Origin of the sequence: Haliea sp., from assembly GCF_041395985.1 — a bacterium.
Lineage (GTDB): Bacteria > Pseudomonadota > Gammaproteobacteria > Pseudomonadales > Halieaceae > Haliea.
In genome coordinates this window covers 354,451-366,376 of the sequence record NZ_JAWKZJ010000001.1, presented here as the reverse complement: position 1 = coordinate 366,376, position 11,926 = coordinate 354,451, and the positions used below count along the sequence as shown (strand labels likewise).

At 61.7% G+C, this 11,926-nt stretch carries 14 protein-coding genes; 10 read left to right on the top strand and 4 right to left on the bottom strand.

The annotated features are described in order from the left end of the window. The first annotated feature begins 26 nt into the window (after window positions 1-26). The 10 genes from lgt (at window position 27) to R3E49_RS01580 (ending at window position 7,967) form a co-directional block, all read left to right on the top strand. A complete protein-coding gene (gene lgt / locus R3E49_RS01625; RefSeq protein ID WP_371293451.1) occupies window positions 27-839 on the top strand; it encodes a prolipoprotein diacylglyceryl transferase in 813 nt (270 codons plus the stop codon). Further along, complete coding sequence (locus R3E49_RS01620) at window positions 836-1,669, top strand: thymidylate synthase (protein ID WP_371293450.1); 834 nt, start codon at window positions 836-838, stop codon at window positions 1,667-1,669. Before lgt ends, R3E49_RS01620 begins: the two co-directional genes overlap by 4 nt. Window positions 1,670-1,692: 23 nt before the next feature. Continuing rightward, window positions 1,693-2,199 (top strand): dihydrofolate reductase, encoded by a 507-nt coding sequence (locus R3E49_RS01615; RefSeq protein WP_371293777.1) that lies wholly within the window; start codon window positions 1,693-1,695, stop codon window positions 2,197-2,199. A 249-nt stretch (window positions 2,200-2,448) separates the two neighbouring features. Then, the gene (locus R3E49_RS01610; protein ID WP_290740404.1) at window positions 2,449-3,234 is read left to right on the top strand and encodes a DUF3450 domain-containing protein; all 786 of its coding nucleotides are present in this window, start codon (window positions 2,449-2,451) and stop codon (window positions 3,232-3,234) included. Continuing rightward, window positions 3,234-4,625: a MotA/TolQ/ExbB proton channel family protein gene (locus tag R3E49_RS01605; protein WP_371293449.1), complete on the top strand. Its 1,392-nt coding sequence runs from the start codon at window positions 3,234-3,236 to the stop codon at window positions 4,623-4,625. The genes R3E49_RS01610 and R3E49_RS01605 overlap by 1 nt, the downstream gene beginning before the upstream one ends. 14 nt (window positions 4,626-4,639) lie before the next feature. After that, window positions 4,640-5,161 carry a MotA/TolQ/ExbB proton channel family protein gene (locus tag R3E49_RS01600; protein ID WP_371293448.1) on the top strand — a complete coding sequence of 174 codons (522 nt, stop codon included), beginning with the start codon at window positions 4,640-4,642 and terminating at the stop codon, window positions 5,159-5,161. A 25-nt stretch (window positions 5,162-5,186) separates the two neighbouring features. Further along, complete coding sequence (locus tag R3E49_RS01595; RefSeq protein ID WP_290740396.1) at window positions 5,187-5,591, top strand: biopolymer transporter ExbD; 405 nt, start codon at window positions 5,187-5,189, stop codon at window positions 5,589-5,591. Between the two features lie 5 nt (window positions 5,592-5,596). Then, a complete protein-coding gene (locus R3E49_RS01590; protein ID WP_371293447.1) occupies window positions 5,597-6,013 on the top strand; it encodes an ExbD/TolR family protein in 417 nt (138 codons plus the stop codon). 5 nt (window positions 6,014-6,018) lie between these two features. Next, on the top strand, window positions 6,019-6,624 hold the full coding sequence (locus tag R3E49_RS01585) for an energy transducer TonB (protein WP_371293446.1): 606 nt from the start codon (window positions 6,019-6,021) through the stop codon (window positions 6,622-6,624). Between the two features lie 5 nt (window positions 6,625-6,629). After that, window positions 6,630-7,967, top strand: coding sequence for a tetratricopeptide repeat protein (locus tag R3E49_RS01580; protein ID WP_371293445.1), 1,338 nt, complete (start codon window positions 6,630-6,632; stop codon window positions 7,965-7,967). Between the two features lie 71 nt (window positions 7,968-8,038). On the opposite strand, the gene R3E49_RS01575 is transcribed toward R3E49_RS01580, so the two are convergent. The 4 genes from R3E49_RS01575 to glpQ all read right to left on the bottom strand — a co-directional run bounded on the left by R3E49_RS01575 (window position 8,039) and on the right by glpQ (window position 11,918). Then, on the bottom strand, window positions 8,039-8,245 hold the full coding sequence (locus R3E49_RS01575; protein ID WP_290740386.1) for a cold-shock protein: 207 nt from the start codon (window positions 8,243-8,245) through the stop codon (window positions 8,039-8,041). 210 nt (window positions 8,246-8,455) lie between these two features. Further along, window positions 8,456-9,430: a glucokinase gene (gene glk / locus R3E49_RS01570; protein WP_371293444.1), complete on the bottom strand. Its 975-nt coding sequence runs from the start codon at window positions 9,428-9,430 to the stop codon at window positions 8,456-8,458. Then, window positions 9,427-10,875 carry a pyruvate kinase gene (gene pyk, locus R3E49_RS01565; protein ID WP_371293443.1) on the bottom strand — a complete coding sequence of 483 codons (1,449 nt, stop codon included), beginning with the start codon at window positions 10,873-10,875 and terminating at the stop codon, window positions 9,427-9,429. The genes glk and pyk overlap by 4 nt, the downstream gene beginning before the upstream one ends. Continuing rightward, complete coding sequence (gene glpQ, locus R3E49_RS01560) at window positions 10,872-11,918, bottom strand: glycerophosphodiester phosphodiesterase (protein ID WP_371293442.1); 1,047 nt, start codon at window positions 11,916-11,918, stop codon at window positions 10,872-10,874. The genes pyk and glpQ overlap by 4 nt, the downstream gene beginning before the upstream one ends. Window positions 11,919-11,926: the final 8 nt, after the last annotated feature.

The window sequence follows — 11,926 nt, the reverse complement described above, 5'->3', positions numbered from 1 at the left end:
GCATCTTTTTACTCGGGAACAACGCCATGTTGCCTTACCCTGATATCGACCCCGTCGCCGTTTCTCTGGGACCGATCCAGGTGCACTGGTACGGGCTGGCCTACCTCGCTGGTCTGGCCTTTGCGTGGTGGCTGGGCGTGCGGCGCAGCGCGCGTCCGGACGTGCCCCTGTCCCGGGCGCAGGTGGACGACCTGATTTTCTTCAGCGCCCTGGGGGTGGTTCTGGGCGGGCGGATTGGCTACGCCCTGTTCTACGGCGGTGAGCGCCTGATGCAGGATCCGCTGTGGTTGCTGCGGGTCTGGCAGGGCGGTATGTCCTTTCACGGTGGGATGATCGGGGTGATCATTGCGGTCGCCTGGTTCGCCCGCAGTCGCGGCCTCGCATTCGGTGCGGTGCTGGATCTCGCCGCGCTGCTGACCCCGATGGGCCTGGCGCTGGGCCGCCTCGGTAATTTTATCGGCCAGGAGCTCTGGGGTCGCCCGACGGACGTGCCCTGGGCCATGGTGTTCCCGGCGGACCCACTGCAGCTGGCCCGGCACCCGTCGCAGCTGTATCAGTTTGCCCTGGAAGGGGTGTTGCTGTTTGTTATCCTGCTGCTGTTCAGTGCCCGGCCCCGGCCAATGTGGGCAACCTCCGGACTCTTCGCGGTCGGCTATGGCTGCCTGCGGTTCGTCGCGGAATTCTTTCGCCAGCCGGACGCGCACATCGGCTTCCAGGCCTTTGGCTGGCTGACCCGCGGCCAATTGCTCTGCCTGCCGATGATTGCGTTGGGCCTATTCCTGTTGTGGTGGGCCTATCACCGTCAGACGCCTGCGGGCAGTGGGAGGAAAGTCGCATGAAGCAGTACCACGCGCTGCTGCAGGATATTCTCGACAACGGGGTCGCCAAGGGCGACCGCACCGGCACCGGGACCTTGTCCGTGTTCGGCCGCCAGTTCCGGCACAACCTGGCGGACGGGTTTCCGCTGCTGACGACCAAGAAGCTGCACCTGAAGAGCATCGTCAACGAGCTGCTGTGGTTTCTGCGCGGTGATACGAATATCGCGTGGCTGAAGGAAAACGGTGTCAGCATCTGGGATGAATGGGCAACAGAGAGTGGCGATCTCGGCCCGATTTACGGTGCCCAGTGGACCGCCTGGCCAACCCGGGACGGCGGCACCATCAATCAGATCGACTACGTGCTGCAGTGCCTGCGGCACAACCCGGACAGCCGGCGTATTCTGTTTCACGGCTGGAATGTGGAGTTCCTGCCCGATGAAACCCTGAGCCCGCAGGACAACGCCCGCGCCGGGCGTATGGCGCTGCCGCCCTGCCACCTCCTGTACCAGTTCTATGTCGCCGAGGGGCGTCTGTCGGCGCAGCTGTACATCCGCTCCAGCGACTCCTTCCTGGGATTGCCCTACAACATGGCCAGCCTCGCCCTGCTGACCATGATGCTGGCGCAGCAGTGTGATCTGGTGCCCGGGGAAATCATTATCGCCACCGGGGATTCGCACCTCTACAGCAATCACCTGCAGCAGGTGCGTAAGCAGCTGGCGCGTGAGCCGCGTGCACTGCCGCAGCTGGAGATCCTGCGCCGGCCACCGACTATTTACGACTACCGCTTCGAGGATTTCCGCCTGGTGGGCTACGACCCCCATCCGCATATTCCGGCACCGGTGGCGGTTTAGCGGTGGCCATACGCGTGGCACTGATGGTGGCGGTGGCCGCCAACGGCGTGATTGGCCGCGATAACGCCCTGCCCTGGCACCTGCCCGAAGATCTCCGGCATTTCCGGCGCACGACCCTCGGCAAACCAGTGGTCATGGGCCGCAAGACCTTCGAATCCATCGGCCGGCCCTTGCCGGGCAGGCCGAATATCGTCGTCACGGGCACGCCTGGCTGGCAGGTCGAGGGTGTGACCGTGACCGATTCGGTTCCGGCCGCCCTGGAACTGGCGCGTGAGCTGGCGCGCGCGGAGGGTGTGGACGAGCTGGTGGTGATCGGCGGAGCGACGATTTATGCCGCAGCATTGCCGCTGGCCCAGCGACTTTATGTTACGGAAGTGCACGCGGACGTGGAGGGTGATACCTGGTTTCCTCCCGTCGACCGGGCTGACTGGCAGGAAATACAGCGCGAAGAGCTGCCCGCGTCGGAAGATAACCCATACGCCTATGCGTTCGTCTGTTTTGAGCGCCGGGGCACGCACTCTGATAGTTAGCAGACTCGAACAAGTGTTACTTTAGGCGTTTTGCATCGCCTGGATTGTCACCGATCTACACGTTTGAGAAAAATGCCTGCGGGCGCGCTCTTGATTGATTGAAAATACCGGGGTATTGGGTTTAAAGTCTCCGCCTCGGTTTACCGTTAGTTAATTTTTCACTATAAACGTAACAGCAACCTGAATAGTAACGAACCATGCTATCTCAGCACTGAATCACTCTTGTCGGAAATAGGAAGCACAATTCCCATGACTATGCATCGATTGAAGAACGTATTGATCGCTGCGCTTGTTGCGACCGGCGCCCTCGCGGGTGGCGTAGCGGCAGTGCAAGCCAATACCCTCGACTCCGTTCTGGAGGTGGGGGAAGCCCGCAACGAGGCGGCGCGCAAGTCGCAGCAGAAAATCGACCGCCTGGCCGATGAGACGCGCGACCTCCTGTCCGACTACAAGTCAGTCATGAAGCAGGTGGACGGCCTCAAGGTCTACAATGCGCGGCTGCAGCGCCAGATTGACAACCAGATGGCCCGCATTGCGGACATTGAGGAGTCGATCAATGAAGTGACGGTGATCCAGCGCCAGATGACCCCGCTGGTCATTCGCATGATCGACGGGCTTGAGCAGTTCATCGAACTGGATGTGCCGTTCAACCTCGAAGAGCGTCGTGAGCGCATTGCCTTCCTGCGCAGCAATGTGGACCGCTCTGACCTGACGGTTGCCGAGAAATTCCGCCAGGTGCTGGAAGCCTACAACATCGAGCTGCAGTATGGCCGCGGTTTCGACAGCTACAGCGCCGCCATCGACATCAATGGCACCACGCGCGATGTGGACTTCCTGCGCATCGGGCGCCTCGCCCTGGTTTACCAGACCACTGACGGTACCGAGAGCGGTGTCTGGAACAACGAAACCCGGAGCTGGGAGCCGCTGGACTCTGGCGACTATGCCAACGCTATCCGCAAAGGCGTCCGCATTGCCAAGCGTCAGGCGACCATCGAACTTCTTAACATGCCCGTTGCTGCACCGGAGGCTCAATAATGAAAGCGCTTAACACGATTTTTTCCGCCCTGGTGCTGGGCGGAGCGCTGGCAGTATCCGGCGTTGCCATGGCTCAGGATGCGCCTGCGCGTGACGCCGCCAGCCTCGAGGAGCTGCTGGGCCTGGTCAAACAGGGCCAGGCACAGGAAGCCCGCGAAAATGCCGAGCGTGAGCGTCGCTTCGCCGCTGACAAGGCGAACCAGGCCAAGGCCCTGCAGGACGCGAAAGCGGAACGTACACGTCAGGAGCAGCTGTCCAGCACGCTGGAAGCCAAGTTCGAAGAGAACGAATTGCTGGTCGCCGCCAAGCAGGAACAGCTGCGTGAGCGCCTGGGGTCCCTGACCGAGCTGTTCGGTCACCTGACTGCGGCGGCGGGCGACCTGTCCTCCAACATCGAGGTGTCACTCGTATCCTCGCAGTACCCCGACCGTGAAGTGTTCCTGAAAGAGCTGATCGCCAAGATGAGCGGTTCCGACAAGCTGCCGCGCATCGAGGAAATCGAGCGCGTGTGGTACGAAATGCTGCGCGAAATCACTGAAACCGGCAACGTGGTGCGCTTCAATACCGAAGTGGCCACGGCAACCGGCGAGCGCGCGGACCGCGAAGTGGTGCGGATCGGTGCGTTCAACGTGATTGACACCGATGGCAACTACCTGGCCTTCAATAACGGCAATCTCAGCGTGCTGCCGCGTCAGCCGGCCGGGCGCTACAACGCCTGGGCGAAAGAGCTGGCCAACGCAGACAGCGGGATCCACCAGTTCGGCATCGATCCCACCGGCCCCACGGGCGGTTCCTTCCTCGCGGCTATCATCGACAGCCCGACGCTGGAAGAGCGCTGGCACCAGGGTGGCTATGTCGGTTACGCGATCACTGCAGTGGGTGTGTTCGCCTTCATCCTGGCCATCTTCCGCCTGATCGTGCTGTCTGCGGTCGGCGCCAAGGTGAGCAGCCAGCTGAAGAACAAAACTGCCAACACCAACAACCCGCTGGGTCGCGTGCTGAAAATCCACGAGGACAACCCGGGCATGGATGCAGAAACACTCGAGCTCAAGATGTCCGAGGGTGTTATGCGTGAAACGCCGAAGCTGGAGTCCGGCCTTACCCTGCTGAAGATCATCGCCGCGGTGGCACCGCTGATGGGTCTGCTCGGTACGGTGACAGGTATGATCATCACCTTCCAGGCGATCACCATCTTCGGCGCGGGCGATCCCAAGGCGATGGCAGGCGGTATCTCCTCCGCACTGGTCACCACCGTACTGGGTCTGCTGGTTGCCATCCCCACTGTACTGCTGCACACCATCGTGAATGGCCGCGCCCAGCGCATCATCCACGTGTTGAACGAGCAGGCGACCGGGATTGTAGCCGAGCACTCTGAATCCAGCGGCAAATAAGCAGAGGTTCGACCATGTCGGGAGGAATTTTTGACGGTGTTCTCGCCTTTATGGACAAGGGCGGGGATGTGCTCTGGCTCATCGCCATCCTGGTGTTCGTGATGTGGACGCTGATTTTCGAGCGGCTGTGGTACTTCACGTTCGCCTGGCGCAAGGAAGCTCGCGCCATCATCAACACCTGGGAGGGTCGCGGCGAGCGCAAGTCGTGGAATGCCAAGCAGATCCGCGCCCGGCTGTTGTCCCAAAGTCGCGAGGCCATCAACGCCAACCTCCCGGTGATCACCACCATGGTCGCACTGTGCCCGCTGCTGGGTCTGCTGGGCACGGTGACCGGCATGATCGAGGTGTTCAACGTGATGGCGGTGACGGGTGGTGGCGACGCCAAGTCCATGGCGGGCGGGGTGGAGCGTTCCACGATCCCCACCATGGCAGGCATGGTGGCTGCACTGTCCGGGCTGTTCGCGAACACCTATCTGAACCGCGTGGCTGCGCGGGAGCAGGAATTCCTACAGGATAACTTGACGTCCGATCACTGATCGGGCGCTGACAGGTAACAATCAGATGCGCAGACTTGCAAAACAGCAGGAAGAAGAAGGGGCAGAAATCGACCTGACGCCGATGCTGGACGTTGTGTTCATCATGCTGATCTTCTTCATCGTTGTCGCTTCGTTTATCAAGGAAGCCGGCATTGAAGTAAGCCGGCCGGACAGCGCGAAGTCGGACCCGAGCGACGCCACCAGTATTCTGGTGAACATTCGCAGCGACAACCAGATCTGGATGGAAAACCGGCGGGTTGACGCCCGGGCGGTGCGGGCGAATATCCAGCGCCTGCTCGCCAATGACCCGGAACAAGCGGTCACAATCAAGGTCGAAAAAGGTGCCAAGGCCGGAGCGGTCGTGGATGTGGCGGACGCTGCACGTGAAGCCGGTGCTGGCGCGGTCAACTGGGCCAGCGAAGGGAAATAGGATCCATGAGCATTCGAGATAACGCAGCCAGAAAGACTGCGGCGGACGAGGGCAATATCGACCTGACGCCCATGTTGGACGTCGTGTTCATTATGCTCATCTTCTTCATCGTGACGTCCTCCTTCGTGAAGGAGCCGGGTGTGGAGTTGTTCAAGCCACAGGCGACAACTACGGAAGCCTGTGTGCGGGGCACGATTATCTTCGCGGTCGACGACCGTGGGGATATCTACTACGACAAGAACCGCGTGTCCCTGGATCGCGCGGCGCGCCTGGCAGAGGGTGCCAAGAAAGAGGCACCTCAGGCGAACATTGTGGTACAGGTGGATCGCGATACGCCCGCCTTTGCGGTTGAACAGCTGGTTGACGAGCTTCGTCCGCTGCTCACGGCTCCGCCCTGTATTTCAACGGACGACGAGGTGTAAACGAAATGGGCAGCAGCTTTGTTAGGGTACTGGTGGGTGCACTGGTAGCGATCCCTGTAGCGATCGGCCTGTTTTTCGTCATGCAGAGCCTGATCAGCCGGGAATACCAGCAGGAAGAGATCGAGAATCGCAAGATTGCGGATATCGTCGTTCCCGAGACTGAAATCGAAGTTAATGTGGCGCAGAAGAAGCCAGAGAAAGTAGAGGATCCCGAGGAGCCGCCACCAGAGCTGGATACCCCGGATATCGACATGGACATGGACATGAATGTGGTGAATACCGCGCCACGCGCCAGTGTGGACGTATCCATCAGCTCCACCGGCATGTCCAGTGGTGACGGCGAATACCTGCCGATCGTGAAGGTTGCGCCGGTCTATCCGCGTCGCGCCCAGACCCGCGGCATCAGCGGCTACTGCATCGTGGAATATACGGTGACCCGGAACGGTTCAATCCGCGATCCACGGCCGGTGGATTGCCAGCCTTCAGGGGTATTCGAGTCAGCCTCGGTGAAGGCAGCGGAGAAGTTCAAGTACAAGCCGCGGGTGGTCGATGGCGAACCGATTGAGGTCGCCGGCGTCCAAAACAAATTCACCTACGAGCTGGAACAGTGAGCGTTATGAAACTGTACGATCCCACACGCTGGCTGCGCTCTGCGATGCTGGCGTTACCCCTCGCCGCAACCCCGGTCCTGCTGGATCGGGCCGCTGCTGATTTTGGCCTTGCTCCCCTGGCAGCGGCCGTTGCCCAGGAAGGTGGCGGTGACCAGCGTGAGACACGTCGAACCCCGGCGCTGCGCAACGCGGTCTATGAAAAACTCTCCGAGGCGCAGGCCGCAGCAGAGGCACAGGATCTCGGCACAGCCGCCCGTGTGCTGGACGAAATGCTCGGCGCTGGCGGCAAGAATGAGTTGAACAGCTACGAGTTGGCGAACGTCTACAACCTGTATGCCTTCATTCATTATTCCCGTGAAGACTACAACAAGGCCCTGCAGGCCTATGAGAATGTCGTGCGTCAGCCTGACATTCCGCTGGCGATGGAAATCAACACCCGGTATACCATCGCCCAGCTGTACTTCGTGCAGGAGCAGTGGCAACAGGGCGTGAACGCCCTGCTTGCGTGGTTTGCCATGACCGATAACCCGCCGGAGGACGCCTATGTCCTGCTGGCCCAGGGTTACTATCAGCTCAACGACTACCCGAAATCCCTGAACAATGTTGAGAAAGCGATCAGCATGTACAAGGACAAGGGCAAGATACCGAAGGAGCAGTGGTATAACCTGGCGCGCTTCCTGTACTTCGACAAGAACGACGTCACCAACGCTGTGCGAGTGTTGGAAGAGCTGCTGACGCACTATCCTGACAAACAGTACTGGGTTCAGCTGTCCCATATGTATGGCGAGCAGAAGCGTGACAGCGAGCAGCTCGCTGCCATGGAGGCTGCCTACGTCCAGAACATGCTCGACAAGGGTTCTGAGCAGGTCACCATGGCCTACCTGTACCTGAATGCCGAGGTGCCCTACAAGGCGGCCAAGGTGATCGATAAAGGGCTGGGCAACAAGTCGATAGAGGCGACCTCGCGCAACTACGAAATTCTCGGTAACGCCTACCGTCAGGCCCAGGAAATCGACAAGGCGATCCCGGCGATGGCTGAAGCGGCAGCGCGCTCCGAGGACGGCGAGTTGTATGCGCGCCTCGGCAACATCTATCTGGATGGCGACGAGTTCAAGAAGGCCATTGATGCGATCAACAAGGGCCTTGCCCGCGGCGGCGTCAAGCGGCCGGATACAGCGCGTCTGGTGCTGGGCATGGCCTACTTCAACGACAAGCAGTACGAGAAGGCCCGTGAAGCCTTCAAGGCCGCCGGGCGCGATGAGCGTTCAGCGAAGTACGCCTCCCAGTGGATCCAGTACATGGATTCCGAACTGGATCGGCAGCGTCAGCTGCAGGAAGGCTAGGGCGGCGCGATCCGCCCCACAAAAAAAGGAGCGCCAGGCGCTCCCTTTTTTGTGGTCTGGAAAACCCTGGCTTAGATCGGTGTAACGTTCTCTGCCTGGGGGCCTTTCTGACCGTTGGTGACGGTGAATTGTACCTTCTGGCCATCCGCGAGGGTTTTGAAGCCATCGCCCTTGATTGCGCTGAAGTGTACGAATACGTCGGGGCCGTTTTCGCGCTCGATGAAGCCGAATCCCTTGGTCTCGTTGAACCACTTAACGGTGCCGGTTTCTGTAGACATATGTGTTACCTGTATAACATGGGAAAGCCCGGTTCGGGGCTCCAGGGGTTAGTCACTATTTATGTTCAACGTACCGAGGAACTTAAGGGAACTTCGACCACGCGCATAAATACCACTGATTGCTCAGCTCCCAAGAGTTTAGCACCGGGTTTTAAAGCTGGTATCCGCTGCCAGCGAAATATTTTGGGCAATATTACGTGTTTGCAGCCGCTAGTCGCCTGCATCGGCAAGCGGCGCATACCCCGCCCCCAGAAGCCCGGGATGGCGGTGGGTGATGACGTTCACCGCGGTGCGCTGCAGCGTCGCCTGCAGGGGCCCGGTATCGTGAAAGCGGGCCAGAAAGGGGCTTTCCTGCAGGAACGCCAGCATGCGGGGTAAAATGCCACCCGCCAGATACAGGGCCTCATAGCAGCCGTTCGCCAGCAGGAAGTTGGCACAGGCGGCCCCCAGCAGGGCGCAGAACTGCTCCAGCGCCGCCACACACAGGGGGTCGCTCCCGGCCAGTCCGGCCGTGGTAATCCCGGCGGCCTCAAGGTTGTGCGTAGCCCGGCCCTCGACCTCCCCCAGCGCACGGTAGAGCCGCTGCAGCCCTGCACCGGACAGCAGCAGCTCTGCGTATATGCGCGGGTGCTGCCGCTGCAGTACCGCCCACAGAGCTGCCTGTAGTGCGTCACGCGGTGCGATATCCATCTGCCCGGGCTCGCAGGGAATGACGTGGGGTCCGGACGCGCGCATTTCCAGAACAGCGCCGCCCAGGCCGGTACCCGGCCCCAGTACGGCGAGGCGGCGCGGCACGGCCGTGTCGCCTAGCTGCAGGGTGTAGCAGTCCTCCCGCCGCAGCTGCGGGAGGGCGAAGGCATTGGCCTGGAAGTCGTTGATCAGTCGCAGCCTGCCGATACCGAACTGCCGCGCCAGCTGCGGGCCGTGCAAAACCCAGTTGATATTGCTCATCCGTGCGGTATCGCCGCTCGGCGGTGCCGCTACGGCGATACAGGCCGCCTCCGGCGACGCCGCGCGTGCGTCCTGAAACCAGGTTTCCAGCACGGCACCGAAATCGCTGTGGTCTGCGTTCCGGTAGTCGCGCAGCGCGTGCAGGCTGCCGTCAGCCGGGTTGAACAGGGCGACCCGGCTGTTGGTACCCCCCACATCGGCTACCAGTCGCAATCCCGCGATCTCTCCGTTCACGGCACCGACAGTATCTTCATGATGTTGGTCGACCCCGGGCGGCCCATCACAGAGCCCTTGGTCAGGAGAACGGCGTCATCCTTGTGCAGCTGGCCTTCGTCGCAGAGAAACTCGATTGCACTGGCCTCAATGGTCTCGGGGTCGAATACGCTGGCATCGAAGAACAGCGGAACAACGCCACGGCAGAGGCAGAGACGCTGCAGGGTTTCGCTGCGGTGGCTGAGTGCGAAAATCGGCAGACCGGATGACAGGCGCGACATTTGCAGCGGCGTGGTTCCCGACTCCGTCAGGCAGGCAATGCCGCGCACGGCGCTGTAGTGGTTCGCCGCATAGATTGCGGACATGGCGATGGCTTCCTGGGCGCTGGCGAACTGCTTGTCCAGGCGGTAGCGCGAGGTGCGGGCCACCGGGTGTCGCTCGGCGCCCAGTGCCGCCTCGGCCATGGCGGTGACCACCTCGACCGGAAAGCTGCCGACCGCGGTCTCGGCCGAGAGCATAACCGCATCGGTGCCGTCCAGCACGGCATTGGCCACGTCGAACACTTCAGCGCGTGTGGGCATCGCGCTGTTGATCATGGATTCCATCATCTGGGTTGCCGTGATCACCACCCGGTCCATCTTGCGCGCCCGGGAGATCAGCGTCTTCTGCAGGCCAATGAGCTCTGCATCACCGACCTCCACGCCCAGATCACCGCGCGCTACCATGATGCCGAAGGACGCATCGATGATACCGTTGAGCGTGGCATCGTCGTACACCACCTCGGCGCGCTCTATCTTGGCGATAATGGCGGAGGTCAACTGGTGCGCGAGGAGTAACTCGCGGGTCTGGAAAATATCCTGGGCGCTGGAGACGAAAGACACGGCGACGAAATCCGGACGGACCTCGGCGAGGCTATCGATGTCGGCAATGTCCTTGGGCGTCAGTGCCGGCGCAGCCAGGCCACCGCCAAGACGGTTGATACCCTTGCGCGAGCCCAGCGTACCACCGACCAGTACAGTGCACTCCACGGCGCTATCGAGTACTTCATCTACCCGCAGCCGCAGGCGGCCGTCGTCCAGCAACAGGGTGTCGCCGTGGAATACGCTGCGGGTCAGTTCCCGGTAGTCGAGTCCCACGCAGCTGGCGTCGCCTTCGCCCTCGCCTACGGTAAGGTCAAGCCGGAAGCGATCCCCGTTTTCCAGTTTGACGGAACCGTCACGGAAGGTGCTGATGCGAATCTTGGGGCCCTGCAGGTCGGCGAGAATGCCGACATAGCGTCCGGCCAGCGCGGCCTGCTTGCGAATGCGCTCTGCCACCCGCGCGTGCTGCATTGCCGAGCCATGGCTGAAATTCAGGCGAAAAACGTTGACGCCGGCATGGATCAGGCGAGCGATCATGTCCTCCGACTCGCTGGCGGGGCCGATCGTAGCCACGATCTTGGTGCGGCGATTCACTTTGGGTGTCACTGTTGGTTCCTGTGTTGGCGGTGATCCTGCAAGAAATCACGGGCGAGGTCGGGGAAGTCGGTGAAGACCCCGTCCACGCCCACCTGATTGAAGAACAGGTCGAGAAGGGCGGTAAAGCTGTCGATCCCCTCGGGCAATGCATCGGCGCGGAACGTATAGGGGTGCACCTGCAGGCCACGGGCATGGGCCAGCGCAACCAGGTCGCTGAGCAGCGGCTCGCCGTTGGCATCGCGGCCCAGGTAGATCTGTTCCAGCCACGGACCGATGCCGTCGGCATAGCGGGCGACGTCGTCGAGCCCGGCGGCAGTTTGCAGAAACGCATAGTCGACGGCGCTGTCCTCGCCCCAGCCCGGGTCGGCAATGAGCTGGATCAGGGGCAGGGGCGTTTGCAGCTCGTGTCGCAGATAGCGCAACGTGGCATCGTCAAAGCACTGCAGGAATACCTGCCCCGTGCGTTGGTCGTAGCCTTTCTCCCGCAATACCTCGAGCACCCGCAGGGCAATATCCTGGCCCTCGTTGCGATGAAAGCGGGGGCCCTTGAGTTCAATGTAGAGCCCGGTGCGGCGCTGGCGACTGTGGTCGAGGCCGCTGATAAGGTCGATCTCCTCGGCCAGTGTCGGCACCCGGAAATTCCCCGTGTGCGCCGGGAAGCGACCCGGATAGACCGCTTGCCCGTCGCTGCCCAGTCGTTCCTGCGCGCGCAGGCTGCGGATCTCGTCGAGGCTGAAGTCAATCGCGTAGTAGCGCCCATCAGCCCGCGCCCGGTCGGGAAAGCGCGCCGCGACGTCGGTGGTGGCGTCCAGGTGGATGTCGTGCAGCACCACGGGCACGCCGTCGCGGGTCAGCACGACATCCTGTTCGATGAAATCGGCACCCATCGCGTGGGCCATGGCCTTGGCCGGGAGGGTATGTTCCGGCAGATAGCCGCTGGCGCCGCGGTGGGCGATCACGATGGGAAGGGAAGCGGCGGCTGTCATAGCCGCCCATGGTAGCAGGATAGCGCTGATCAGGGCGAGATGACGAAGCCGCTGCAGGCGCCTCATCCCGCCTC